23 protein-coding genes are annotated in these 24,396 nt (G+C 66.5%); 12 read left to right on the plus strand and 11 right to left on the minus strand.

Going from position 1 to position 24,396, the window contains the following annotated elements:
• The first annotated feature begins 15 nt into the window (after window positions 1-15).
• Entirely contained in the window at window positions 16-900 is an 885-nt protein-coding gene (locus tag QTI20_RS22875; protein ID WP_286554101.1) for a LysR family transcriptional regulator, read from the plus strand.
• Window positions 901-957: 57 nt separating this feature from the next.
• Here the strand turns inward: QTI20_RS22875 and QTI20_RS22880 are convergent, their stop codons facing one another.
• Together QTI20_RS22880 and QTI20_RS22885 are read right to left on the minus strand one after the other, a co-directional pair.
• Window positions 958-1,806 (minus strand): fumarylacetoacetate hydrolase family protein, encoded by an 849-nt coding sequence (locus QTI20_RS22880; protein ID WP_286554099.1) that lies wholly within the window; start codon window positions 1,804-1,806, stop codon window positions 958-960.
• Between the two features lie 64 nt (window positions 1,807-1,870).
• Complete coding sequence (locus QTI20_RS22885) at window positions 1,871-2,605, minus strand: SDR family oxidoreductase (protein ID WP_286554096.1); 735 nt, start codon at window positions 2,603-2,605, stop codon at window positions 1,871-1,873.
• A gap of 147 nt (window positions 2,606-2,752) precedes the next feature.
• Here QTI20_RS22885 and QTI20_RS22890 point away from each other — a divergent pair, with 147 nt between their 5' ends.
• The 7 genes from QTI20_RS22890 to QTI20_RS22920 all read left to right on the plus strand — a co-directional run bounded on the left by QTI20_RS22890 (window position 2,753) and on the right by QTI20_RS22920 (window position 11,037).
• Window positions 2,753-3,463, plus strand: coding sequence for a FadR/GntR family transcriptional regulator (locus QTI20_RS22890; protein WP_286554094.1), 711 nt, complete (start codon window positions 2,753-2,755; stop codon window positions 3,461-3,463).
• A gap of 56 nt (window positions 3,464-3,519) precedes the next feature.
• A complete protein-coding gene (locus QTI20_RS22895; protein ID WP_286554093.1) occupies window positions 3,520-4,530 on the plus strand; it encodes a sialic acid TRAP transporter substrate-binding protein SiaP in 1,011 nt (336 codons plus the stop codon).
• Between the two features lie 165 nt (window positions 4,531-4,695).
• Window positions 4,696-5,250: a TRAP transporter small permease gene (locus QTI20_RS22900; protein ID WP_286554092.1), complete on the plus strand. Its 555-nt coding sequence runs from the start codon at window positions 4,696-4,698 to the stop codon at window positions 5,248-5,250.
• Window positions 5,251-5,262: 12 nt separating this feature from the next.
• Entirely contained in the window at window positions 5,263-6,657 is a 1,395-nt protein-coding gene (locus QTI20_RS22905) for a TRAP transporter large permease (protein WP_286554091.1), read from the plus strand.
• 43 nt (window positions 6,658-6,700) lie between these two features.
• Window positions 6,701-8,227 carry a UxaA family hydrolase gene (locus QTI20_RS22910; protein ID WP_286554090.1) on the plus strand — a complete coding sequence of 509 codons (1,527 nt, stop codon included), beginning with the start codon at window positions 6,701-6,703 and terminating at the stop codon, window positions 8,225-8,227.
• 139 nt (window positions 8,228-8,366) lie between these two features.
• Entirely contained in the window at window positions 8,367-9,452 is a 1,086-nt protein-coding gene (locus QTI20_RS22915; RefSeq protein WP_286554088.1) for a malate/lactate/ureidoglycolate dehydrogenase, read from the plus strand.
• A 145-nt stretch (window positions 9,453-9,597) separates the two neighbouring features.
• Window positions 9,598-11,037, plus strand: coding sequence for a catalase (locus tag QTI20_RS22920; RefSeq protein ID WP_286554086.1), 1,440 nt, complete (start codon window positions 9,598-9,600; stop codon window positions 11,035-11,037).
• A 25-nt stretch (window positions 11,038-11,062) separates the two neighbouring features.
• Here QTI20_RS22920 and slmA read toward each other — a convergent pair whose 3' ends face one another.
• Complete coding sequence (gene slmA, locus QTI20_RS22925) at window positions 11,063-11,710, minus strand: nucleoid occlusion factor SlmA (protein ID WP_286554085.1); 648 nt, start codon at window positions 11,708-11,710, stop codon at window positions 11,063-11,065.
• A 131-nt stretch (window positions 11,711-11,841) separates the two neighbouring features.
• Here slmA and galE point away from each other — a divergent pair, with 131 nt between their 5' ends.
• Window positions 11,842-12,861 carry a UDP-glucose 4-epimerase GalE gene (galE, locus tag QTI20_RS22930; RefSeq protein WP_286554083.1) on the plus strand — a complete coding sequence of 340 codons (1,020 nt, stop codon included), beginning with the start codon at window positions 11,842-11,844 and terminating at the stop codon, window positions 12,859-12,861.
• Window positions 12,862-12,970: 109 nt separating this feature from the next.
• Here the strand turns inward: galE and argB are convergent, their stop codons facing one another.
• The 3 genes from argB to QTI20_RS22945 are packed head-to-tail and all read right to left on the minus strand — an operon-like array spanning window position 12,971 to window position 16,309.
• Window positions 12,971-13,864, minus strand: coding sequence for an acetylglutamate kinase (argB, locus tag QTI20_RS22935; protein WP_286554081.1), 894 nt, complete (start codon window positions 13,862-13,864; stop codon window positions 12,971-12,973).
• A complete protein-coding gene (locus QTI20_RS22940) occupies window positions 13,861-15,189 on the minus strand; it encodes a flippase (protein ID WP_286554079.1) in 1,329 nt (442 codons plus the stop codon). The genes argB and QTI20_RS22940 overlap by 4 nt, the downstream gene beginning before the upstream one ends.
• Before the next feature lie 25 nt (window positions 15,190-15,214).
• Complete coding sequence (locus tag QTI20_RS22945) at window positions 15,215-16,309, minus strand: glycosyltransferase family 4 protein (protein ID WP_286554077.1); 1,095 nt, start codon at window positions 16,307-16,309, stop codon at window positions 15,215-15,217.
• Window positions 16,310-16,353: 44 nt separating this feature from the next.
• Here QTI20_RS22945 and QTI20_RS22950 point away from each other — a divergent pair, with 44 nt between their 5' ends.
• The 3 genes from QTI20_RS22950 to QTI20_RS22960 all read left to right on the plus strand — a co-directional run bounded on the left by QTI20_RS22950 (window position 16,354) and on the right by QTI20_RS22960 (window position 18,767).
• Window positions 16,354-17,106: a glycosyltransferase family 2 protein gene (locus tag QTI20_RS22950; RefSeq protein ID WP_286554076.1), complete on the plus strand. Its 753-nt coding sequence runs from the start codon at window positions 16,354-16,356 to the stop codon at window positions 17,104-17,106.
• Window positions 17,107-17,259: 153 nt separating this feature from the next.
• A complete protein-coding gene (locus tag QTI20_RS22955; protein WP_286554072.1) occupies window positions 17,260-18,063 on the plus strand; it encodes an ABC transporter permease in 804 nt (267 codons plus the stop codon).
• Between the two features lie 2 nt (window positions 18,064-18,065).
• Complete coding sequence (locus QTI20_RS22960; protein ID WP_286554070.1) at window positions 18,066-18,767, plus strand: ABC transporter ATP-binding protein; 702 nt, start codon at window positions 18,066-18,068, stop codon at window positions 18,765-18,767.
• A gap of 91 nt (window positions 18,768-18,858) precedes the next feature.
• Here the strand turns inward: QTI20_RS22960 and QTI20_RS22965 are convergent, their stop codons facing one another.
• The 5 genes from QTI20_RS22965 to QTI20_RS22985 all read right to left on the minus strand — a co-directional run bounded on the left by QTI20_RS22965 (window position 18,859) and on the right by QTI20_RS22985 (window position 24,393).
• On the minus strand, window positions 18,859-20,811 hold the full coding sequence (locus QTI20_RS22965) for an ArnT family glycosyltransferase (RefSeq protein WP_286554067.1): 1,953 nt from the start codon (window positions 20,809-20,811) through the stop codon (window positions 18,859-18,861).
• A 75-nt stretch (window positions 20,812-20,886) separates the two neighbouring features.
• Window positions 20,887-21,285, minus strand: coding sequence for a GtrA family protein (locus tag QTI20_RS22970; RefSeq protein WP_286554065.1), 399 nt, complete (start codon window positions 21,283-21,285; stop codon window positions 20,887-20,889).
• Window positions 21,285-22,625: an NAD(P)/FAD-dependent oxidoreductase gene (locus QTI20_RS22975; protein ID WP_286554063.1), complete on the minus strand. Its 1,341-nt coding sequence runs from the start codon at window positions 22,623-22,625 to the stop codon at window positions 21,285-21,287. Before QTI20_RS22975 ends, QTI20_RS22970 begins: the two co-directional genes overlap by 1 nt.
• Before the next feature lies 1 nt (window position 22,626).
• Window positions 22,627-23,562 (minus strand): NAD-dependent epimerase/dehydratase family protein, encoded by a 936-nt coding sequence (locus tag QTI20_RS22980; protein WP_286554061.1) that lies wholly within the window; start codon window positions 23,560-23,562, stop codon window positions 22,627-22,629.
• Between the two features lie 84 nt (window positions 23,563-23,646).
• Window positions 23,647-24,393 (minus strand): SDR family oxidoreductase, encoded by a 747-nt coding sequence (locus tag QTI20_RS22985; protein ID WP_286574271.1) that lies wholly within the window; start codon window positions 24,391-24,393, stop codon window positions 23,647-23,649.
• Between the last annotated feature and the right edge of the window lie 3 nt (window positions 24,394-24,396).

Raw genomic sequence — 24,396 nt, forward strand, 5'->3', positions numbered from 1 at the left:
CGCAAAGGAACACCCATGTCCAACCGCCTCGAAGCCCTGCGCGTGTTCTGCACCGCCGCCGACGCCGCCAACTTCCGCGAGGCCGCGGTGCGCCTGTCGGTCTCGCCGCAGGTGGTGACGCGCGCGGTGCGCGAACTGGAGGACGAACTGGGCGAGCCGCTGTTCCACCGCAGCACGCGCGGGGTGCAGCTCAGCGACTTCGGGCGCCAGCTCGCCGAACGCGCGCGCGTGGCGGTGGGCGGCGTCGACGAACTCTTCCACCGCATCGACCGGCGCGCGCTGTCGCAGCACACGGGCACGGTGCGGGTCACGGCGCCGCACATGTATGCACGCTTCATTCCGCAGGCGCTGGCCCCGCTGCTGACGGCGCACCCCGGGCTGGTGCTCGACCTGCGGCTGTCGGAGCAGCATGCCGACGTGGTCGACCAGCAGATCGACATCGGCGTGCGCGTGGGGCCGCTGCGCGATGCCCGCTTCGTCTCGCGGACCGTGGGCAAGATGGCGTTGCGCGTGGTGGCCGCGCCCGCGCTGATCGCGCGCGTCGGTACGCCGCGCGAGATCGAGGCGCTGTCGGCGCTGCCGGTGACGGCGCTGATCGACCGCAGCTCGGGCCGACCCTGGCCCTGGGCCTTCAGCCGCAAGCGACTGTTCACCGTGTCGGCGCCGGCCTTCGTGAGCGACAACATCGATGCCGAATGCGCGGCCGTGCTGGCCGGCCTGGGCTTCGGCCAGCTGATCGCGCCGCTGGCCGAACCGTGGCTGGCATCGGGCGAACTGGTGGAGGTGCTGCAGGCCGAGGCGCCGGTGCCCTGGCCGATCAATGTCTATCGACCGCAGCGCGCGCCGGTGCCGGCGCGCGTGCGGCTGGTGTTCGACGCGCTGGTGCTCGCCCTGCGTTGAGCGAAGCGCGCCGAAGCACACCGTGGCGGGCGCATGGCGCGCCCGCCCTCACCGCCTTCAGAGCTTGAAGGGGATCACTTCCTGGCGCTGGTCGCCCAGGCCTTCGATGCCCAGGGTCATGACGTCGCCCTTCTTGAGGTAGAGCGGCGGCTTCATGCCCAGGCCCACGCCGGGGGGCGTGCCGGTGGTGATGACGTCGCCGGGCATCAGCGTCATGAACTGGCTGACGTAGCTCACCAGCTTGGCCACCGAGAAGATCATGGTCTTGGTGCTGCCGGTCTGCACGCGCTTGCCGTTGAGGTCCAGCCACATGGCGAGCTTCTGCGGGTTGGGCACGTCATCGCGCGTCACCAGCCAGGGGCCGATCGGGCCGAAGGTGTCGCAACCCTTGCCCTTGTCCCAGGTGCCGCCGCGCTCGATCTGGTACTCGCGTTCGCTGATGTCGTTGATGGTGCAGTAGCCGGCCACGAAGTTGAGCGCGTCCTTCTGCGAGACGTAGCGCGCGCGCGTGCCGATGACCACGCCGAGTTCGACTTCCCAGTCGGACTTGACCGAGCCCTTGGGCAGCATCACCGGGTCGTTCGGGCCCTGGATGCAGCTCGTGGCCTTCATGAACACGATCGGTTCCTTGGGAATCGGCAGGTTCGATTCCGCGGCGTGGTCCGCATAGTTCAGGCCGATGGCGATGAACTTGCCGACATTGGCCACCGGGCTGCCCAGGCGGGGCTTGCCCTTGACCAGCGGCAGCTTGTCGGTCTTGAGCTTGCGCAGCTTGGCCAGCGCGGCATCGCCCAGCTGTTCCGGACCCAGGTCCTTGACCACCGCGCTCAGGTCACGCAGTTGTCCGTTGTCATCGATGAGGCCTGGCTTTTCCTTGCCGGGGTTGCCGTAACGCACGAGTTTCATTCAGAGATTCCTTTCAAAGGTGGTGGGAAGTGTATTCAGTGAGGCCGGCCGCTGCCGGCGCGCCTCAGATCGTGATGCCGCCGTCGACCGAGAAGGCCTGGCCGGTGGCAAAGACCGACTCATCGCTGGCCAGGAACACCACGACCGGCGCGATCTCGTGCGCCTGCGCGAGCCGGCCCATGGGCTGGCGCGCGATGAAGGCCTTGCGCGCCTCGACCGGATCGGCGTTGGCGTTGATGCGTTCGCCCAGCGAGGGCGTGTCGACCGTGCCCGGGCACACCGCGTTGCAGCGCACGCCCTGCAGCACGTAGTCGGCCGCCACGCTCTTGGTCAGGCCCAGCACCGCGGCCTTGGTGGTGCCGTAGACGTTGCGGTTGGGCAGGCCCTTGATGCTGGAGCAGACGCTGGCCATGTTGATGATGCTGCCGCCGCCCGCGGCCAGCATGCGCGGCAGCACCGCCTGGATGGCCCAGAACTGGGCCCGCACGTTGAGGCGGAAGGCGAAGTCGAGGTCGTCGTCGCTCGCGTCGAGGATGGTGCCGTTGTGCACCACGCCCGCGCAGTTGAACAGCACGTCGACCGCCGGCATGCGCGCCACCAGCGCGTGGATGGCGGCCTTGTCGAGCACGTCGAGCACCGCGGTCTGCACGTTGGGCGTGCCGGCGTAGCGCTCGAGCAGCGCGGCGTTGACGTCGGTGGCCCAGACCTGGGCGCCTTCGGCGGCCATGGCGAGCGCGGTGGCCTGGCCGATGCCCTGGCCGGCGGCCGTGATGAGGGCAGTCTTTCCCTGGAGTCTCATGCGATGTCCTGGTGATGGGGGATGGAGGTGGGGTTTTCAGGGTTTCGCCCGATGGCGAGCACCCGACGGCGCCCGTATTCTGAATTGGCCTGACCACTTGTCCAATTCAGGACAACCCTTAACCCCCCTTTTTCTTCTTTCCTGCCCGTGCCTCTGCAGTCCATCGCGCCCCAGCGCCTCTACCGCCAGATCGCCGACCAGCTGCGCACGCTGATCGGCGACGGCGAATTCGCCACCGGCGCACGGCTGCCGGCCGAGCGCGACCTGGCGCGCCAGCTGGGCGTGAGCCGGCCCTCGGTGCGCGAGGCGCTGATCGCGCTCGAGGTCGAGGGCTGGGTCGAGGTGCGCACCGGCTCGGGCGTGTACGTGCAGGACCGCTCGCAACGCCAGGCGGCGCCGGTCGCCGCCCTCGAATGGGGGCCGCTGGAGCTGATCCGCGCGCGCCGCGTGGTCGAGGGCGAGACCGCCGCGCTGGCCGCGGTGCAGGGCCGGCGCAAGGACGTGGACGCGATGACGCGCGCCATCGTTCTGATGCAGGAACTGGCCGGCCGCAACGTGATGCCGCTGGAAGGCGATCGCGCCTTCCACCTGGCCATCGTCGGCGCCTGCGGCAACACGGTGCTGCAGGAGACGGTCGAAGGCTTCTGGGATTCGCGCAACGGCCCGATCTTCACGCGCCTGGGTGGCTACTTCGAGACCCTGCCCTCCTGGCGTTCGGCCATCGCGGAGCATGAGCAGATCCGCGACGCCATCGCCGCGCGCGATGCCGATGCGGCGCGCACGGCCATGCACGAGCACATGGACAAGTCCCACCAGAGATTCAGCGCGAGCTGGCGCCGCGCGAAGAAGGCTGCCTGATCGATGCGCCAGCAAGGTTTCTCGTTCCCCATCACACAACAACGGAGACAAGCCACATGAATCGCACGAACGACAAGCGCAAGCGTTGGGTCCTCAAGGCCGTGGCGCTGGGCGCCCTGGCCGTCGCCACCTTCGGGGTGGCCGGCACCGCGGGCGCGCAGACCAAGCTCAAGTGGGCCCATGTGTACGAGACCTCGGAGCCCTTCCACAAGTACTCGGTCTGGGCCGCGGAGGAGATCAAGAAGCGCACCAACGGCCGCTACGACATCCAGGTGTTCCCGGCCTCCAGCCTGGGCAAGGAGGCCGACATCAACCAGGGCCTGACGCTGGGCACGGTCGACATGGTGCTGACCGGCGCCAGCTTCGCCGGCCGCAGCTACACGCCGCTGGCGATCTCCTACTTCCCCTTCATCTTCCGCGACGCCGAGCACCAGCTGAAGTACGCCAAGAGCGACGTCTTCAAGGAACTGGCCAAGGGCTACGACGACAAGACCGGCAACCACATCACCGCGCTCAACTACTACGGCGCGCGCCACGTGACCTCGAGCGCAGCGCGGCCGGTGGCCAAGCCCGAGGACATGAAGGGCCTGAAGATCCGCGTGCCCGACGCGCCGGCCTACCTGGCCTTCCCCAAGGCGCTGGGCGCCAACGCCACGCCGATCGCCTTCGCCGAGGTGTACCTCGCGCTGCAGAGCGGCACCGTCGACGCGCAGGAGAACCCGCTGCCCACCATCGAGGCCAAGAAATTCTTCGAGGTGCAGAAGAACATCTCGCTGACCGGCCACATCGTCGACTCGCTGCTGACCGTGGTCTCGGGCCAGCTCTGGGGCAAGCTCAGCGCCGACGACAAGAAGGTCTTCACCGAGGTCACGCAGGAAGCGGCCGAGAAGACCGGCCGCGAGATCATCGCGGCGGAAGCCCGCCTGGTCGAGGAGTTCAGGAAGCGCGGCAACAACATCATCACGGTCGACAAGAACGCCTTCCGCGACGCGGTGCTGAAGAACACCAAGCCGACGGACCATGGCTACCGCCAACAAGACTACGACCGCATCCTCGCTATCCGTTGACTGGGGTGCAGGACGCTGCTGCGCGCCGCGATCCTGCGTTTGCGATGCTCGACGTACAGGAGTACGTCTGCGCTTCTCAACGCAGGCTTGCGGCGCTCGCCAAGCGTCCTGCATCCCCCTTGAGGCTGTCGAGAAAAAACCAAAACACAACACGATGGAGATGCGATGAGCGACAAGTTGCTGGGGGATGACGGGGAGTTTCATGTGACCGACGAGGCGGTCGACCTGTCGGGCACGACGGTCGAGGCCTGGGCCGCGCTGGGGATCTTCTGGGCACTGGGGCTGACGGTGCTCTACCAGTTCGTCACGCGCTACGTGCTCAACGACTCGGCCGCCTGGACGGAGGAGATCGCACGCTACCTGCTGATCGGCGTGGTGTTCATCGGCGCCTCGATCGGGGTGGCGAAGAACAACCACATCCAGGTCGACTTCTTCTACCGCCACATGCCCGCGCGCATGGGCAAGGCGCTGGGCATCGCGGTCGACGTGCTGCGCACGCTGTTCTTCGTGGCGGCGGTGGTGATGACGGTGCAGATGATGATCAAGATCGGCAACAACGCCGCCATGACCATCGTCGACCTGCCGATGAACATCGTCTACGGCGTCTGCCTGCTGGGCTTCGTCGCGATGCTGGCGCGCTCGCTGCAGGTGAGCTGGGTGCACTGGCAGCGCGGCTACTGCGTGCTCGAGCGCCCCGAGTCCACGATCGGGGACCGCTGAGGGGAAGACGCCATGCTCAAGATCGCCTTCCTCCTCTTCATGAGCGCCGGCCTGCCGGTCGCCGTGGCCATGGCCGGCGCCTCGCTGGTCTACATCTACTGGTCGGGCAACCTGCCGCCCTTCGTCGTGATCCACCGCATGGTGAGCGGCATCGACAGCTTCCCGCTGCTGGCCGTGCCCTTCTTCATCCTGGCCGGCAACCTGATGAACAACGCGGGCATCACCAACCGCATCTACAACTTCGCGCTCGCGCTGGTGGGCTGGATGCGCGGCGGGCTGGGCCACGTCAACATCCTGGGCTCGGTGATCTTCTCGGGCATGAGCGGCACGGCCATCGCCGATGCGGCCGGCCTGGGCACGATCGAGATCAAGGCCATGAAGGAGCACGGCTACTCGACCGAGTTCGCGGTCGGCGTGACCGCGGCCTCGGCCACGCTGGGCCCGATCATCCCGCCCAGCCTGCCCTTCGTGATCTACGGGATGATGGCCAACGTCTCGGTGGGCGCGCTGTTCATCGCGGGGCTGATGCCCGGCGCGATCATGACCCTCCTGATGATGCTCACGGTCGCCTACTACGCGCACAAGAACGGCTGGGGCGCTGACGTCAAGCTGGTCTGGCCGCGCGTGATCAAGGCGCTGATCGAGCTGCTGGTGGTCTGCGCCTGGCCCATGGCGCTGTGGTTCGCGGTCGACACGCTCGGGGTGCCCGCGCAGCCGGCGGTGCTGGTTGCGCTGGTGATCCTGTTCGTGGCCGACAAGGTGTTCAAGTTCGAGGCGGTGCTGCCCATCATGACGCCGGTGCTGCTGATCGGCGGCATGGCGACCGGCCTGTTCACCGCCACCGAGGGCGCGATCGCGGCCTGCGTCTGGGCCATCGTGCTGGGCTTCTTCTGGTACCGCACGCTCAAGTGGAAGATGTTCGTGCGCGTGTGCCTCGACACGGTGGAGTCCACCTCGACCGTGCTGTTCATCGTCGCCGCGGCCTCGATCTTCGGCTGGATGCTGACCGCCACCGGCGTGACCGCGGACATCGCGACCTGGGTGCTCAATTTCACCAAGGAGCCCTGGCTGTTCCTGCTGCTCGCGAACCTGCTGATGCTGTTCGTCGGCTGCTTCCTCGAGACCACCGCCGCCATCACGATCCTGGTGCCCATCCTGCTGCCGATCTCGACCCAGCTGGGCATCGACCCGGTGCACTTCGGCGTGGTGATGGTGCTGAACCTGATGATCGGCGTGCTGCACCCGCCCATGGGCATGGTGCTGTTCGTGCTGGCGCGCATCGCCAACCTGAGCATCGAGCGCACGACGGTGGCGATCCTGCCCTGGCTGGTGCCGCTGCTGCTGAGCCTGGCGCTGATCACCTACTGGCCGGCCACCGTGTTGTGGCTGCCCAAGCTCATGCAATGAGTTCCTTCTTTTTTCTTCTCTCTCTCCAGAACACGAGCCCCCGATGACCCCTTTCATTCGCCTCCACCCATCCGATGACGTGGTGATCGCCCGCAGCCAGCTGGTGGGCGGCACCGCGGTGGAGAACTTCACCGTGCGCGGCCTGGTGCCGGCCGGCCACAAGGTGGCGGCACACGCCATCGAGGCCGGCGCGCCGGTGCGCCGCTACAACCAGATCATCGGCTTCGCCAGCAAGCCCATCGCCGCGGGCGAGCACGTGCACACGCACAACCTCGACATGGGCCCGGACAAGGGCGACTTCGCCCGCGACTACGCCTACGGCGCCGACGTCAAGCCCGCGCCCGCGCGGCGCGAAGCGACCTTCATGGGCATCAAGCGCGGCGACGGCCGCGTGGCCACGCGCAACTACATCGGCGTGCTGACCAGCGTGAACTGCTCGGCCACCGCCGCGCGCGCCATCGCCGACCACTTCTCGCGCAAGACCAACCCGCAGGCGCTGGCCGACTACCCGAACGTCGACGGCATCGTCGCGCTCACCCACGGCACCGGCTGCGGCATGGACACCCAGGGCATGGGCATGCAGATCCTCGAGCGCACGCTGACCGGCTACGCCACGCACCCCAACTTCGCCGCGGTGCTGGTGGTCGGGCTGGGCTGCGAGGCCAACCAGATCAAGGCCTGGCTCGACACCGGCCACCTGGCCGAGGGCGAGAACTTCCGCACCTTCAACATCCAGGACACCGGCGGCACGCGCAAGACGGTGGAGAAAGGCGTCGCGCTCATCCAGGAGATGCTGCCGCGCGCCAACGCGGTCAAGCGCGAACCCTGCAGCGCCTCCCACATCACGATCGGCCTGCAGTGCGGCGGCTCCGACGGCTACTCGGGCATCAGCGCCAACCCGGCGCTGGGCGCGGCGGTCGACCTGCTGGTGGCGCATGGCGGCACGGCCATCCTCAGCGAGACGCCCGAGGTCTACGGTGCCGAGCACCTGCTGACGCGCCGCGCAGTCAAGCGCGAGGTCGGCGAGAAGCTGGTGCAGCGCATCAAGTGGTGGGAGCACTACACCGAGATCAACCAGGGCGAGATGAACAACAACCCCTCGCCGGGCAACAAGGCGGGCGGGCTCACCACCATCCTCGAGAAGTCGCTGGGCGCGGTGGCCAAGGGCGGCACCAGCAACCTCGAGGCGGTGTACGAGTACGCCGAGCCGGTGACGGCGCACGGCTTCGTCTACATGGACACGCCGGGCTACGACCCGGTCAGCGCGACCGGCCAGGTCGCGGGCGGCGCCAACCTGATCTGCTTCACCACCGGCCGCGGCTCGGCCTACGGCTGCGCGCCCTCGCCCTCGCTCAAGCTCGCGACCAACTCGGCGCTGTGGAAGCGCCAGGAAGAGGACATGGACATCAACTGCGGCGAGATCGTCGAAGGCACGGTGTCGATCCAGGAGATGGGGCAGCGCATCTTCGAGATGGTGCTGGCGACCGCCTCGGGCGAGCCGTCGAAGAGCGAGAAGCATGGCTATGGGCAGAACGAGTTCGTGCCATGGCAGGTCGGCGCGGTGATGTGAGTTTGCTTTTCCTCCCTCTCCCTGCGGGAGAGGGCGGGGGTGAGGGCTCGCAGCCTCACAAGCTTGCGCCCGCTTCGACGCAGCCCCCATCCCAGCCTTCCCCCAGAGGGGGAAGGAGCCAAACACCCAGGAGCTTTGAATGTCCAGAACCGTTTCCGCCGCCCTCCTTCGCCAACAGGTGGCCCAAATCCTCACCGCCGCCGGCAGCGCCCCCGCCGAAGCCGAACAGGTCGCGGCCAACCTCGTGCTCGCCAACCTCAGCGGCCATGACTCGCACGGCATCGGCATGGTGCCGCGCTATGTCGATGCGGTGGCCGAGGGCGGGTTGAAGCCCAACACGTCCGTCGCGGTCACCGCCGACATCGGCACGCTGCTGGCGCTCGACGGCCAGGGCGGCTACGGGCAGGTGGTGGGCGTGCAGGCGATGGAGATGGGCATCGCGCGCGCGAAGCAGCACGGCAGTTGCATCTTCACGCTCGCGCATGCGCACCACCTGGGCCGCATCGGGCATTTCGCGGAGATGGCGACGGCGCAGGGCCTGGTGGCGATGCACTTCGTCAACGTGCTGTCGCGGCCGGTGGTCGCGCCCTGGGGCGGCGGCGACGGGCGCTTCGGCACCAACCCCTGTTGCATCGGCGTGCCGCTGGCCGGTGCCGAGCCCTTCATCCTCGACTTCGCGACCAGCCGCGTCGCGCAGGGCAAGATGCGCGTGGCCCACAACAAGGGCGAGCGCATCCCGCCCGGCTACCTGATCGACGAACAGGGTCGGCCCACCGACGACCCGGGCGTGGTGGTGGTGCCGCAAGCAGGCAGCGGAGGGCCCGCGGGCGGGCCGGGCTTGTTCGGCGCGCTCATGACCTTCGGCGAGCACAAGGGTTATGGCATGGCCGTGGCCTGCGAACTGCTGGGCGGTGCGCTCAGCGGTGGCGGCACCTGGCACCGGCCCGCGGACACCGCGCGCTCGGTCTTCAACGGCATGCTGACGGTGCTGATCGACCCCGCCAAACTGGGCACGCAGGCCAGCTTCGCGAAAGAAGCGCAGGGCTTCGTCGACTGGCTGCGGCAGAGCCCGCCGGGCGCGGGCTTCGATCATGTGCAGATCGCGGGCGAGCCCGAGCGCGCGGCACGCCTGGCGCGCGAGCGCGATGGCGTGGTGGTCGACGACGCGACCTGGGGCGAGATCGTGGCCGCGGGCCAGGGGCTGGGGGTTTCGGTGACGGCTTGATGTCCGCCTCGCAAGGCGCGCACTGGCGTGTCTATGAAGCGCTTCGGAAATTCCTATGGGCATTGCATTGCGCGGTGGATAGCATCGAACCACAATGGGCGGGCAGTCGATAGCCCGTTGCTATTTTTGAAAGGAAGCTCCACCGATGTCCAAACTCACCACCGCCTTCGGCGCCCCCGTCGTCGACAACCAGAACAGCCTGACCGCCGGCCCGCGCGGCCCGCTGCTGTCGCAGGATGTCTGGCTGTTCGAGAAGCTGGCCAACCTCAACCGCGAGGTGATCCCCGAACGCCGCATGCACGCCAAGGGTTCGGGCGCCTTCGGCACCTTCACCGTCACGCACGACATCACGCGCTACACGCGCGCCAAGCTGTTCAGCGCGGTCGGCAAGAAGACCGAGATGTTCGCCCGCTTCACCACGGTGGCCGGCGAACGCGGCGCGGCCGATGCCGAGCGCGACATCCGCGGCTTCGCGCTCAAGTTCTACACCGAGGAAGGCAACTGGGACCTGGTGGGCAACAACACGCCGGTGTTCTTCCTGCGCGATCCGCGCAAGTTCCCCGACCTCAACAAGGCGGTCAAGCGCGACCCGCGCACCAACCTGCGCAGCGCCACCAACAACTGGGACTTCTGGACCAGCCTGCCCGAGGCGCTGCACCAGGTCACCATCGTGATGAGCGACCGCGGCATCCCGTCCAGCTACCGCCACATGCACGGCTTCGGCTCGCACACCTACAGCTTCATCAGTGCCAGCAACGAGCGCTTCTGGGTCAAGTTCCACATGAAGACGCAGCAGGGCATCCAGAACCTGACGGATGCCGAGGCGGCCGCGCTCGTGGGCTCCGACCGCGAGAGCCACCAGCGCGACCTGTTCGACGCGATCGAACGCAAGGACTTCCCCAAGTGGACCGTGTTCGTGCAGGTCATGCCCGAGGCCGATGCCGACACCGTGCCCTACCACCCCTTCGACCTGACCAAGGTCTGGCCCAAGAAGGACTACCCGCTGATCGAGGTCGGCGTGATCGAGTTGAACAAGAACTCGGAGAACTTCTTCGCCGACGTCGAGCAGAGCGCCTTCGCGCCCAACAACCTGGTGCCCGGCATCAGCGTGTCGCCCGACAAGATGCTGCAGGCGCGGCTGTTCGCCTACTCGGACGCGCAGCGCTACCGCCTGGGCGTGAACCACCACCAGATCCCGGTGAACGCCGCGCGCTGCCCGGTGCACAGCAACCACCGCGACGGCGCGATGCGCGTCGACGGCAACTACGGCGGCACGCCGCACTACGAGCCCAACAGCTTCGGCCACTGGCAGGAACAGCCCGACTACCGCGAGCCGCCGCTGAAGATCAAGGGCGACGCCGACTTCTGGAATTTCCGCGAGGACGATGCCGACTACTACAAGCAGCCGGGCGACCTGTTCCGCCTGATGAGCCCGGCCCAGCAGCAGGTGCTGTTCGAGAACACGGCGCGCGCCATGGGCGATGCGCCGGACTTCATCAAGCAGCGCCACATCGACAACTGCAGCAAGGCCGACCCGGCCTACGGCGCCGGCGTGGCGCAGGCGCTCAAGCAGCTGCAGGGCTGAACACGGCCGACGCCGCGTTCCTTCTTCAGAGCATCAGTTGGACGGCGGCGTCCAGGTGCTCCGAAGGCAGGCGGCGGAAGCCCGAACGCACGAAGCGCTGCAGCCGCCCCACCACGAAGGCGGTGAGCGCACCCGCGCGCACCTGCGCATCGACCGTGGGTGTCGCGGAGCCGTCGGCCACCGTGACGTCGCGCAGCACTTGGCGCAAGGTGGCCTCGATCTTGTCGAAGAACTGGTTCATGCGGCTCTGCAGCCGCTCGTTCTCGTAGACCAGCGCATCGCCCACCATGACCCGCGTCATGCCGGGATTCTTTTCGGCGAACTGCACCACCATCGTCACGATGCGCGCGGCCCGCTCGCGGCCCGCGCCGTCGCGCTCGGCGATCTGGTTGACCAGCGTGAACACGCTCTGCTCGATGAAATCGATCAGGCCCTCGAACATCTGCGCCTTGCTGGCGAAGTGGCGGTAGAGCGCCGCCTCGCTGACGTCGAGCTGCGCCGCCAGCGCGGCCGTCGTCACCCGCTCGGCGCCGGGTCGCTCCAGCATCGCGGCCAGGGTCTGCAGGATCTGCACGCGGCGCTCGCCCGGCTTCGGCCGCTTGCGAACGGACGGCGGAGCCTCGGACAACGGGGCAGAGTCGCGGGACGGGGCGCTGGTCTCTTCGTTTTGCATGGGCGGCGCACGCATATGTAAAAAAATGATTCTCGCACAGGGCGGTGAGTGCGTGCCTACTGCGCGAGCGGCGATGAGGCCCCCCTGGGCGTCGCGCAGAATAGCCCTTTTGACCACGGACCGAACAAGCGATGCGCAAGAACATTCTGGTAACGGGCGGTGCCGGCTTCATCGGCAGCCACACCTGCGTGGCCTTGATCGAAGCCGGCTATGCGCCGGTGATCCTGGACAACCTCGGCAACAGCGACGTGCGGGTGCTCGAACGTCTGGCGCGCATCACCGGCACCACGCCGGCCTTCATCGAAGGCGATGTGCGCGACCGCGCCCTGCTCGACCAGGTGTTCCGTACGCACGAGATCGTGGGCGTGATCCACTTCGCGGGCCTGAAAGCGGTCGGCGATTCGGTGGCCGACCCGATCGGCTACTACGACAACAATGTGCACGGCACCTGGGTGCTCGCGTCCGCGATGCAGGCGGCCGGCGTCCGCACGCTGATCTTCTCATCGTCCGCCACGGTCTACGGCGAGCCCGACAGTTCCCCCATCCCCGAAGGGGCGCCCTGCCGGCCGGCCAATCCCTATGGCCGCTCCAAGCGCATGGTCGAGGAAGCCCTGATCGACCTGCAGCTGGCGCAGCCCGACTGGCGCATCGCATTGCTGCGCTATTTCAACCCGGTCGGCGCGCACGAGAGCGGGCTGATCGGCGAGCACCCGCAGGGCAAGCCCAACAACCTCATGCCCTTCGTCTGCCAGGTGGCCGTGGGCCTGCGCGACAAGCTGTCGGTGCACGGCGGCGACTACCCCACGCCCGACGGCACGGGCGTGCGCGACTATGTGCACGTGATGGACCTCGCCGAAGGCCATGTGGCGGCGCTGCGCCATGCCGAAGCGGCACCCGGACTGGTCACGCTCAACCTGGGCACGGGCACCGGCGCGTCGGTGCTGGAGGTCGTCAAGGCCTTCGAACGCGCCAGCGGACGGCAGATCGCCTGCGAGATCGGCCCCCGCCGCCCGGGCGACGTGCCGGCCTACTGGGGCGATCCAACGCTCGCGCAGGCCACGCTGGGCTGGCGCGCGCGGCGCGGGCTCGATGCGATGTGCGCCGACAGCTGGCGCTGGCAGCAAGCCAACCCCCGCGGCTACGCGCCCTGAATGTTTTGAGCGTGAGACACCGCGGAACCGGCTTTGCCGGGCCGCTGGTGTCGCCCCCGGAAGGGGGAAGGCGAAGCGACACGCAGTGCGCGAGCCCTCGGGGGAGAGCCTACCGTGCTCGGATCATCGTGCCGTAGGCCTGGTCCGTGAGGATCTCCAGCAGCATCGCGTGCGGCACGCGGCCGTCGATGATGTGCACCGCGTTGACGCCGCTCTTGGCGGCATCCAGCGCGCCCTCGATCTTGGGCAGCATGCCGCCGGAGATCGTGCCGTCGGCGAACAGCTCGTCGATCTCGCGCGCGCTCAGGTTGGTCAGCAGGTTGCCGGCCTTGTCGAGCACGCCCGGCGTGTTGGTCAGCAGCATCAGCTTCTCGGCCTTGAGCACCGTGGCCAGCTTGCCCGCCACCACGTCGGCGTTGATGTTGTAGCTCTCGTTCTCCTCGCCGAAGCCGATCGGGCTGATGACGGGGATGAAGGCATCGTCCTGCAGCGCCTTCACCACGCTCGGGTCGATCGACACGATCTCGCCCACCTGCCCCACGTCGTGCTGCACGCTGGGATCGTTGCGGTCGGCCAGCTTGAGCTTCTGTGCGCGGATCAGGCCGCCGTCGCGCCCGGTCAGGCCCACGGCCTTGCCGCCGGCCTGGTTGATCAGGCCCACGATGTCCTGCTGCACCTCGCCGGCCAGCACCCATTCGACGACTTCCATGGTCTCGGAGTCGGTGACCCGCATGCCCTGGATGAAGTGGCCCTTCTTGCCGAGCTTGTTGAGCGCGGCCTCGATCTGCGGCCCGCCGCCATGCACCACCACCGGGTTCATGCCGACCAGCTTGAGCAGCACCACGTCTTCGGCGAAGTCGGCCTGCAGGGCCGGATCGGTCATGGCATTGCCGCCGTACTTGATGACGATGGTCTTGCCGTGGAACTTGCGGATGTAGGGCAGCGCCTGGGCCAGGATCTCGGCCTTGTCGCGGGGGGGGATGTTGAGGACGGGGTCGGTCATGAGCGTTCCGTTTCGGAGGTTGCCAAATTGTGCCGCAATGGCGGCGCGAGTCCGCGCGCGAAGACCTGCCGTTGTGCCACCAGCAGCAACAGCACCAGGTCGACGCCGACGCGGCCGGTCCAGGCCAGGGCCGCGCCGACCAGGCCGAACTGGTACAGGCCCGCGAGCAGCATGGGAAAGTAGAAGGCGGCCTCGACCAGGTGCAGCTGCGCGGTCAGCCGCGCCAGGCCGGCCGCCTGCACCGCGGCGAAGGGCACGAAGGCCACGCCGTTGAGCAGCAAGCCCAGCGCGAAGATCGACACCACGGGCGCGGAATGGTCGGCGAAATCGGCACCCAGCCACAGCGTCAGGCCCGCGTGCGCGCCCCAGGCGATCAGCGCGCACAGCGGCAGCAGTGCCAGCGCCACCCATCCCACGCACCGGTGGTAGAGGCGCCGGGCCGCCTCCAGGTCGCGGGCCATCAGCGAAGCCAGGCGCGGGAACAGCGCCCCGGTGAGCGCGCCGGGCAGGATCAGCACGCGCGCCAGCACCTCGGACGGCACGGTGTAGTAGGCGACGACGGCGGCGCCCAGCACGCCGGAGATCATGAAGCGGTCGGCCGTGACCATCAGCGGGCTGATCACGTTGGAGACGGTCATCCACAGGCCGAAGGACATCAGATGCCGCAGGTGGCGGCGCTCGATCGGCACGCCGCGGAAGCCACCGCCCAGCCTCCTGCGCACAAGCACCCAATGCGCCAGGCCGAACACGGCGCGCGCCACGATCAGCGCCGCCACGATCGGCACCAGGAACGGGCCGCAGAGCAGGACGCTCAGGGCCGGCAGCCCGAAGTTGCCCACGCCGAGCAGCATGCGCAACAGGTTGACGTCGCGAAAATCTTCATAGGCCTCGAGCACGCCGCGCAGCCCGACGGTCGCCGTCGTCAAGGGCACGCCCACCGCCGCGATCAGCAGCGCATGGAAGACATCGACATGCAGCGCCTCCGACACCTTCAGCACATGGACCGCCAGCGGTTCGGCGGCAAAGGCCAGCACGACACCGCCCAGCGCACCGGTCGCCGACGCCAGCATGAGCCCGCTGCGCACCAGCGAGGGAATCCCGGCGCGCCGGCCGGCCGCCAGCTGCTGCGCCACCTGCTGCGTGAGCGCGCGCCCCAGGCCCAGGTCGAACAGGCTGAAATAGCCGACCAGCGCCCACACCAGCGTGAGGATGCCGAAGCGCTCGACGCCGAGCGCATGCAACAGGTAGGGAATGAATGCCGCGCCGGCCAGCAACGGCAGGCCCGCGCCTGCGAGGTTCCACATCACGTTGCGGCGCAAGGACATCTTCGCGCTCAGTGCGACGCGAGGGTCACGGCTTCAACCAGCGTGGAACCTTGAAGCGCACGATCATCAGGTAGGCCGCCACGTAGGTCGCGACGAACAGCAGCGTGCACAGCATCAACACCAGGGTGTTGTTCCAGAACAGCACCGCCGGCACGACCGACAGCGCGGCGAACATCCAGAGATAGGGCGAGGTGCGGTTGTTGCGCGCCAGGAGCTGCCGCGCCTCGTCGTCGGAGAAGGCCACCCGGACGATGCGCCTGAAGATCAGCTGGTGGAAATGCAGCGCGTCGGCCGTGCCGGGCGACTGCCCGCGCGCGAGCTTGCGGTAGATCGAGAACAGCGTCTCCCACACCGGGTAGATCAGCAGCAGCATCGGGAACCACGGCGAGACATTGGCGTGGCGCTGCACCAGCATCACGCAGGCCACCGCGATCACGATGCCCCAGACGTAGGCCCCGCCGTCGCCGGCGAAGATGCGGCCGCTGGGGTAGTTCCACATCAGGAAGCCCAGCGTGGCGCCGAACAGGCAGATCACCATGACCGCCAGCTGCCGGTCGCCCACCTGCAGCGCCACATGCGACACCGCCAGGCAGACCAGCACCGCGACCGTGCCCGCGAGCCCGTTGTAGCCGTCGATGATGTTGAAGGCATGCGGCAGGCCGCCGATGGCCAGCACCGCGATCAGCATCGCGCCCCATGGCACCAGCGCCACCCAGCCGTCCACGGCGGCAAAACCTGTGCGGTGCACGCCCAGGCCCAGCAGCCAGCACAGCAGCAAGGCCGAACCCAGGGTCAAGCCCAGGCGGTAGCGCACCGGCACCCGCTGGGTCATGTCCTCCACGATGCCGCCCAGCACCGCGGGCGCGATGCACAGCAGCATCAAGGCCGCGGCGGCCAGCGGCCAGCCGACGTTGAAGGGGTCGCCGAACAGGCCCGCGAACAGCCAGGCCACGCCGGTGCCCAGGAAGATGCCTGCGCCACCCAGGCGCGGCACATGGCCTTTGTGGAAGCGTTGAGGCATGTCGGCCGCATAGAGGCGCGCGTGACGGCGCGCCCGCCGCATGAACACCAGCACGGCGAACGCGGAGACGACGAAACTGACAACGATCAGGGCAATCATGTGGGGAGTGTGCGGGACCTAGAATTCCCGAGCGAAATTAGACCATGCCGACATCCTCCCCCCCGCACAAGCCCATCACGGTCTCCATCGTCAGCCATGGCCAGTTGGGCCTGATCCGGCCCCTGCTGGCGCAACTCGACCGCTGGTGCTCGGCCTCGGTCGAGAAGGTGGTGCTCACGGTCAACATCCCCGAAGCCGACCTGCTGGAAGGCATGGACTGGGGCTTCCCCGTCGAGCGCATCGAGAACCCCGCGCCCAAGGGCTTCGGCGCCAATCACAACGCAGCCTTCGCGCATTGCGCCACGCCCTGGTTCCTGGTGCTCAACCCGGACATCCGCCTCGACGGCGACGTGCTCGCGCCGCTGATCCTGCAAGCCGGCGCCGACAGCGGCCTGCTGACCCCGCGCATCCTGGAACCGGGCAAATCGGCGCCGGAGGCGCACCGGGCCCTGATCACACCGGTGGAGATCCTCACGCGGAATCGGCCCGGCTACGTGGCCCCTTCGCAGCCTGCCTGGATTCCCGGCCTCTTCATGCTGTTCCGCAGCGCCACGTACGCGCAGATCCACGGCTTCGACGAACGCTTCTTCATGTACGGCGAGGACTTCGACATCTGCGCCCGCACGCAGCTGGCCGGCTGGAAACTGCAGGTGGCGGAACAGCTGCTGGCAAGGCACGAGGCCCAGCGGGCCAGCCATGCCAGCCGCCGGCACCTTTACTGGCATGTGACCAGCCTGCTGAAGGTCTGGACCTCGGGGGCGTTCTGGCGCTACGTCCTGCAACACAGGGGTCGGTAAAATCGGCGCTCTCTCTATAGCGTCCGCCCCAAGCACGCCCTCCATTCATTTCCTACTGCGCATCCCGCCGGTCTCCCACGCGCCCAGCGCGACCCCAAAAATGACACCCCTCTCTGACATCGCGCCTTCCTGGGCGCATCGGTACACCGCGCCATGAGCCAGGCGCACTCCAACCTGCATCGCAGCGCCTGGGCCGACTGGTGGGAAGGCACCCGCCGCACCGACATCTGGTGGACGCTCGCCTGGTTCGACATCGTGCTGCGCTACCGCCGCTCGATGCTCGGCCCCCTGTGGCTGACGCTCAGCATGGGCGCGATGATCGCCGGCATGGGCCCGCTCTACAGCTCGCTGTTCGGCACCAACCTGTCCAAGTTCTTCCCCCACCTGACGCTGGGAATGATCTTCTGGGGCCTGTTCTCGGCCATGGTGACCGAAGGCTGCAACGCCTTCATCGGCTCGGCCCACTACCTGAAGCAGGGCTACTTCCCGATCAGCCTCTTCGTGTGGCGCAGCATGTCGCGCAACCTGATCCAGTTCCTGCACCAGATCGTGCTCTACATCCCGGTGGCACTCTGGGCGGGCATCTCGCTGTCATGGTCGGCGCTGCTCGTGATCCCGGCCTTCGTGCTGCTGCTGATCAACGCGCACGCGATCGGCCTGGTGCTGGGGCTGGTGTGCACGCGCTTTCGCGACGTGACGCAGATCGTGACCAGCCTGATGCAGATGCTGATGTTCCTCACGCCCGTGTTCTGGATGCCCGAGAGCTTGCCGGGCCGCGCCCGGTACATCCTCTGGAACCCCTTCGCGCAGATGCTCGATCTGCTGCGCACCCCCCTGATGGGCGGCACCGCCACGCTGCACAACTGGCTCGGCGTTCTCGGCTGGACGGCGGGCGGCGTCGTCGTCGCCGTCCTCCTCTTCGCGAAGTACCGTCGTCGCGTCGTCTACTGGCTCTGAACATGGCGCTCATCTCCCTCAAAAACGTCTCGGTCAGCTTCCCCATCTACGGTGCGGGCTCCGCGTCACTGAAGAAGACGCTGGCGGCTTCGGTCACCGGCGGCCGCTTCGGCAAGGAAACCGGCGTGAACGTGGTGCAGGCCCTGCACGACATCAACCTGGAACTGAAGAGCGGCGACCGCCTGGGCCTGCTGGGCCACAACGGCGCCGGCAAGTCGACCTTGCTGCGCACGCTCGCGGGCGTCTACGAGCCCTCGGCCGGCGACTTCGTCCGCCAGGGCACCGTGGCCAGCCTGATCGATCCTTCGCTGGGCATCGAACCCGATGCCAGCGGCATCGAGAACATCATGCTGCGCGGCCTGGTCATGGGCATGAGCCGCAAGCAGGTCGAGGGCCTGACGGCCGAGATCTGCGAGTTCAGCGGCCTGGGCGAATACGTCAACATGCCGGTGCGCACCTACTCCACCGGCATGCTGATGCGCCTGGCCTTCTCGATCTCGACCAGCGTGCAGGCGGACATCCTGCTGATGGACGAATGGCTGTCCGTGGGCGATGCGGAGTTCACCGAGAAGGCAGAACAGCGCATGAAGGACGTTGTGTCGAAGTCCGGCATCCTGGTGCTGGCATCGCACTCGCCCGAATTGATCGCGCGGGAATGCAACCGTGTGATCCACCTGGAACACGGCCGCATCGTCGAACGCTGAACCCTCGCCGTCGTGGGCCCGCGGGCTTGAATGCGGCTTGGAATTGACGCCCTGGGCCCGCACCGCCTTTTCTGCGGGCTTGCGCCCATGGTCAGGGAAGCCGGACTTCCTTGAAGAACTGGCACTGCTCCAGCGTTTCGCCTGTTTTTCGGACGATCCCGACCTTGTAGGCTCCGTGCAGCGCCTCGACGCCCACCAGTCTCGAGAACCCATGGTATGCGCCGAGCGGCTTCGGAAACGCATCATTGATATCCTGTCGCCAGACACGCAGGGCTTCCAGATACAGCGGCGGAGAACCTTCTTTCTCCAGCGAAAGATAGACATCGCCTCCTGGCGAGCCTTCCTTTTCGCGCAGCCATCCCACGGCTAAAAGGCTCTGTTCACCGACGGTGCCCTGAAGGGCCACGCCGTCGAGCGCGCCCTCGCATTGGACGGCGGATTTCCTGAGGCCTGCGTCCAGCGGCGCGTGCGCAGGGAAGGCCAGATAGCAGCCATGGGCCGCGCCGATCTTCCAATCTTTCTGCTGTACCGACCAGGACTGCAAGTCGGCAAGTGTCGGATGTGCGACCGGCGGGCAGAGCGTGACGCCGCCAAGGTCAGCGGCACGCATGTAGTTCGACGGATTCTTCGAGTTCTCCTCGTATCCACCCATGAAAACCGGGACGGTGAACGACCGTCGCCCGGAGAAGTAGGCGAGCGCCGAATTCCAGTCACTGCCGAACGCGACGAAACCCTTTTCCGCCGGAATTTCCCGGCTCAGGATTTCAGCCATGCCGAGTTCGCGGCTCCTGGACACGGAGAACGATTCTTTCATCGCCGTGGAATAGATGTCGGAGAACCAGTAGTGGTTGGAGGACACCGCCATCACGACGAACAAAACCAGCGGCCAGCCGGATCCGTTCATTCGACGCGAGACGTAGACGATGCTGACCGCCAGGGCGAAAATCGCAAACAGCAGGTTTGCCGATTGATAGTAAGTGTGAACCAGATGAAGGTTGGTGAACAGCAAAAGCGGCGCGAATGCCATGACAAGCGCAGACGCCACGACCGTCTTAGCTCCCCGCTGTTGAGGCAAACAGAGGAAAAGAAGAACGATTGCCAAGCCGAGCAGCCCGGCCAGGTTCTGAACCCACATTCGGTTCCAGAACACTTCCGTATAGAGTTCGGGGGAGGTTCGTTGACCGAATGCACCCCAGTTCCACGCGCTGAGCGCCTTGGACGTCAGGTGAACTCCGAGGGGGTTGCTCTCTTTCACCTTGTCCGTGTAGAGCGTCCACAGCACTCCCACTGCCAGCGGTACGCCGACGTAGAGCACGGCGAGCCCGATTCGCCGCATGACGAAGCGGGCCCTCTTCCCGGCGCCAAGATCGCGGCCATGGGACAGAAACTCGATCAGGCTCGAGAAAAAGAAAACGAGGCCCAACACAGCCAGCACCGGAAGACCCGTGGTCGCCTTCTGCAGGATGCTGAGGCCCATGAAAACCAAGAAAAGCAAGGCATGACGCCCCGAACCCGAGCCCTGCAGCAGCTCGATGAAAAATCGGATCGCCACCAGCACGAAGAACAGACTGGCCGTCTCGATCATGAAGCTGCGCCCCCAGTAGAGGTACACGGGGCTGGACAACAGCAATGCCGAGAAAACCCAGAACACAGCGGATTCGAGCTTCAGCAGTCGAACGATCGTGCGGACCGGCCAAAGGCACAGGACCAGGAAGACAAAACTCGTGACGCGGCCGACATCGGTCAAAGGCAAGGTAGTGATCCTGGCCACCAATGCCACGATGTATTGGTACAGCGGGAACTCGAAGGGAATGCTCCAGGGCGCACCCGCCACCGGTGTCTCATAGGCCAGCCTGAACCCATCCTTCATCATCCAGAGTGAGGTCAGCGCCGTCTGCGTCTGCCGGAAGAAGTACTTGTCCAGCAAAGGCTGAGAGGCGTAGCGCAGCGCAAGATAGCCCGCATAGCAGAAGCACACGAGCGCAATGAAGCGCAGGAAGCCATCGGCGACCGGCCAACCGGTCCATACATTTCTATTTTTCACGGCGATCTATGTTGTTCGGGGGCGAGAAGCGGGCGACGTTCGGTCCGAGGACAGGGAAAAATGGACAGTACGTGCTCACTTGAAAGTGAGCATCCGGTGTCCGAAGTAGCTGGTCACCACCGGCACCAGCACGCCCACCAAGTGCCCTATGGCTTCGGCATGCGCCACGACGCCCAGTGCCGGCAACACCCAGCGCGCCAAGAGCAGGCTGATCAGCAGGGTCTGCCCGACAGCCAGCAGGTTCACCAGCACGAACTTGGCGACCTGGGCCGACACCGGGCCGCGAGCCGAGGTGAAGACATGCTGCCGCATCAGGATGAAGGCCACGGTCATGCCCACCAGGTAGGCCAGAACGATCGACACGCCGTAATCCAACCAGATGCCGAACAAGAAGCGGGACCCGTAGTTGGCAGCCGCCGCGATGCCGCCAGCGAGCAGAAAGCGGATGAATTGCGGACTGAGCATCGAAGCCATCACGCGGCAGGCGCCGCCACGTCGGCGGCGGCCACCGATCTGGCGAGTTCGCGCCCGAAACCGATGCTCTCGGAGATGCCCCGGTCCTCGGGGTAGTAGTACGAGGTATCGGCCACCCACAACCCACCGACTGGCAAAGCTGCCGGCGGCAACCTGTCGAGGTAGCCCGGATCACAAATCGGCTGCGCATGGCGGTAGCGGCTGGCGCGCAGGTCGATGAAGTCTTCCGCCGTCAGCGACGGATTGATCTTCATGCAATACCGACGGACCTTGTCCAGGAACACGGTGTCGGGCTCCTGGTATTTCGGATGCTCGCCCGGCATGTAGAAGGGCACGTACAACACATGCGGGTCGAGGGGGCGCAGGTTGCTGTATTCGACCAGGCCAGGGATGTCCATCTCGGGGTCGTTGATGTTGAGCCAGAAATTCTCGGTCAGCGGCTTGCGCAGCTTCACAATCACACAGACAACGGCAATGTTCTTCAGTGCGGCAAAGGCCGAAAGCACTGCCGGCGGCAGGTCGGGCATCAGGCGCGACACATAGGGCAGCGGCACGGTGCTGACCACCTTGTCGAAGGCCTCGACGCCTTGCGCGTTCTGCACGCCCGTCACGCGTCCGTGCGCGATGGTTACTTTCGATGCAGGCGTGGACAGACGGATCTCCCCGCCGCGGGCCTCGATGGCCGCCTTCAGGCCATCGAGCAGGGTCTGCGAACCGCCGTCGAGATAGCCCAGCTTCTCTTTGAACAAGCTGTAGCGCGAGCGCCCGATGCGCCGGATGCGGCTCCAGATCCAGGCGGCCGACAGATTGCTCGTGTAATCGTAGAACTTGTAGTCGAAAAGGCGCTGCCAGAGCACCTCGTAGGCCTCCTTGCCGACCCAACGCCGGATCCAGCCAGTGGCCTCGACGTGATCCAGCGGCTTCCAGTCGTTGCGCTTGACCGAAAGGAAAGCATGCAGCCCGTAGCGGAACTTGGCGACCATGCCCAGGCCCCTGAAGGTGAGCAGTGCGATCGGATTGCCCCAGGGTTGCAGCCGGTCCTGGTACCAATAGCCCATCTTGGTGGCCACCCAGTGCATCTTCTGCGCCAGACCGAGCTCTTCGAGCACCTGCAGGAAGGCCGTGTCCGACGTGCAATGGAAATGATAGTAGCGCTCGATCTGCAATCCGCCGAAATCAAAAGTGGCCGTCATGCCTCCGACGCGGTCGTCCGCCTCGAAGACCACTGGACGATGCCCGTCTAGCGCCAGTTGATAGGCCACGGCCAAGCCCATCGGTCCCGCGCCGAGTACCGCGATGCGCTGCCCTGTCCGTGCGCCCTGCGTTGCCTGTGTCGTCATCTCAGAACTCCAGCGCGATCTTGCTGTAGACCGGGTCGTTGAAGGTTTCGTCCAGCGCCTCGTCAAAAGGCGTCGAGCGCACACCGAAGATGCCCGGCCAATCGATCACCTCGAACTCGTCCCGCGCCACCAATGCCTGCAGCTGCTGCGTGGTGAACGGGGGCTTCTTGTCGAACAAGGCCCAGGTCCAGAGCAGCGCATAGAACAGGCCGTAGGGAATCTTCACGATGCGCGCCCTGGCGCGTGTGGCACGCTTGATCTGGCGGATGATGTCGATGTAGTCGACCTGCTCACGGCCAGTGACATTGAAGACGCCGCTGCGGATATCGTTCTCGATGCAGCTGATGATCACATTGCAGAAGTCGCCGACATACAGCGGCTGACGCATGAAACGACCGTCGCCGGGCACGGGGAACACCGGCATCTTCGCCATGAAACGCGACAGCCAGCCCAAGTGCTTTCGGTCGAACCAGCCGAACATCAGCGTCGGCCGAAGGATCGGGCATTCGATGCCGCTCTTCACCACGAGCTGCTCCTGTTCCTTCTTCGATTCGGTATAGAAGTCCTGGGCCACCGACTCGACAACCGAGGAACTGATATGCACCAGTTGGGGGATGCGGTGCTTTCGTATTTCCGCCAGGATGAGGTCGGTCGACCTGACGTTGTTGTCGACGAACTCCTGATAGTCGAGCCCGCCGATCTGCGCCTGCAACATCACGACGACATCGGCCGAGGCGAAGAGTCGCTGCCAGTGGCCGGGCTTCGAAAGGTCGGCGAGTTCCACGGTCACGTCGGGCTGCACCTGCTGGAGGATCGCCAGATTGGCCTCGTGCTTGTCGATCACGACGATGTCGGTGTACCCCTTGGCGCGCAAGCGCGCGACGAGGTTCTGACCCACGAGGCCGGCGCCACCGGGAAGGACGATCTTCTTCTTCATCTTGCAGGCATTTCCGCGTTCTATGTAGGTTGGAAGCGCATCATCCGCGCATTGGACGGACGAGGCCGGGAGCGCAAGAGCACCTCAGAGGCTGAGTCGTTTGAAGATCCGGCCGGGGATCAGGCGAATGATCAGCATGATCAGCGCCCAGAACCATGGGGTGTACAAGACATCCTTGCGCGCCGCGATCGCCTTCTGGATGTCGCCGGCCACACGGTCGGGCGAAACCGTCAGCTTGGCAGGCAGGTCGAGACCTGCGGTCATCGGCGTGGCGACGAAGCCGGGCTTGATGGTGAGCACATGCACGCCCTTCTTGAACAGGCGAGCGCGCAGCCCCGAAGCGCAGGCATCGACCGCCGCCTTCGCCGCGCCGTAGAGGTAGTTGCTGCCCCGGCCCCGGTCGCCCGCCACCGAACCGATCACGGCCAGCACGCCATCGCCCTGCGCCTCGAAGCGCGCAGCGAGTCCGAGCATGCAGGCGATAGCGCTTTCCCCATTGAGACGGAAATGCTCGATGGCATAGGCCATGTCGACCTCGGCACGTCGCTGGTCCGGCAGGGTGCCGTGTGCGATCAAGGCCACATCGACGCGTCCCAGCGACTGCCAAGCCCGGTCGAGCACGGCGGGCAGCGCAGCCACGTCATTCGCATCCCACAGTTCAGGGCTGGCACCGGCGGCACCACGGACCTTCAGGTCGGCGGCGATGATATCGACCTTGTCCTGCTGGCGCGCGACCAGCAGGAAGCGAGCGCCCTCCGCCGCATAGCGGCGCGCCACGGCTTCGGAGATGCCTGAGGTGGCGCCGACGATCAAGATGTTTTTGGGAGTCACGGG

The organism is Variovorax sp. J2P1-31 (assembly GCF_030317215.1).
Taxonomy (GTDB): Bacteria; Pseudomonadota; Gammaproteobacteria; order Burkholderiales; family Burkholderiaceae_C; genus Variovorax.

Bases quoted from the DNA above. Each gene is read 5' to 3' on its own strand.
- QTI20_RS22875 (WP_286554101.1), top strand. From the start codon at position 16: ATGTCCAACCGCCTCGAAGCCCTGCGCGTGTTCTGCACCGCCGCCGAC.
- QTI20_RS22880 (WP_286554099.1), bottom strand. From the start codon at position 1,806: ATGAAACTCGTGCGTTACGGCAACCCCGGCAAGGAAAAGCCAGGCCTC.
- QTI20_RS22885 (WP_286554096.1), bottom strand. From the start codon at position 2,605: ATGAGACTCCAGGGAAAGACTGCCCTCATCACGGCCGCCGGCCAGGGC.
- QTI20_RS22895 (WP_286554093.1), top strand. From the start codon at position 3,520: ATGAATCGCACGAACGACAAGCGCAAGCGTTGGGTCCTCAAGGCCGTG.
- QTI20_RS22900 (WP_286554092.1), top strand. From the start codon at position 4,696: ATGAGCGACAAGTTGCTGGGGGATGACGGGGAGTTTCATGTGACCGAC.
- QTI20_RS22905 (WP_286554091.1), top strand. From the start codon at position 5,263: ATGCTCAAGATCGCCTTCCTCCTCTTCATGAGCGCCGGCCTGCCGGTC.
- QTI20_RS22910 (WP_286554090.1), top strand. From the start codon at position 6,701: ATGACCCCTTTCATTCGCCTCCACCCATCCGATGACGTGGTGATCGCC.
- QTI20_RS22915 (WP_286554088.1), top strand. From the start codon at position 8,367: ATGTCCAGAACCGTTTCCGCCGCCCTCCTTCGCCAACAGGTGGCCCAA.
- QTI20_RS22920 (WP_286554086.1), top strand. From the start codon at position 9,598: ATGTCCAAACTCACCACCGCCTTCGGCGCCCCCGTCGTCGACAACCAG.
- slmA (WP_286554085.1), bottom strand. From the start codon at position 11,710: ATGCAAAACGAAGAGACCAGCGCCCCGTCCCGCGACTCTGCCCCGTTG.
- galE (WP_286554083.1), top strand. From the start codon at position 11,842: ATGCGCAAGAACATTCTGGTAACGGGCGGTGCCGGCTTCATCGGCAGC.
- argB (WP_286554081.1), bottom strand. From the start codon at position 13,864: ATGACCGACCCCGTCCTCAACATCCCCCCCCGCGACAAGGCCGAGATC.
- QTI20_RS22940 (WP_286554079.1), bottom strand. From the start codon at position 15,189: ATGTCCTTGCGCCGCAACGTGATGTGGAACCTCGCAGGCGCGGGCCTG.
- QTI20_RS22945 (WP_286554077.1), bottom strand. From the start codon at position 16,309: ATGATTGCCCTGATCGTTGTCAGTTTCGTCGTCTCCGCGTTCGCCGTG.
- QTI20_RS22950 (WP_286554076.1), top strand. From the start codon at position 16,354: ATGCCGACATCCTCCCCCCCGCACAAGCCCATCACGGTCTCCATCGTC.
- QTI20_RS22955 (WP_286554072.1), top strand. From the start codon at position 17,260: ATGAGCCAGGCGCACTCCAACCTGCATCGCAGCGCCTGGGCCGACTGG.
- QTI20_RS22960 (WP_286554070.1), top strand. From the start codon at position 18,066: ATGGCGCTCATCTCCCTCAAAAACGTCTCGGTCAGCTTCCCCATCTAC.
- QTI20_RS22970 (WP_286554065.1), bottom strand. From the start codon at position 21,285: ATGGCTTCGATGCTCAGTCCGCAATTCATCCGCTTTCTGCTCGCTGGC.
- QTI20_RS22975 (WP_286554063.1), bottom strand. From the start codon at position 22,625: ATGACGACACAGGCAACGCAGGGCGCACGGACAGGGCAGCGCATCGCG.
- QTI20_RS22980 (WP_286554061.1), bottom strand. From the start codon at position 23,562: ATGAAGAAGAAGATCGTCCTTCCCGGTGGCGCCGGCCTCGTGGGTCAG.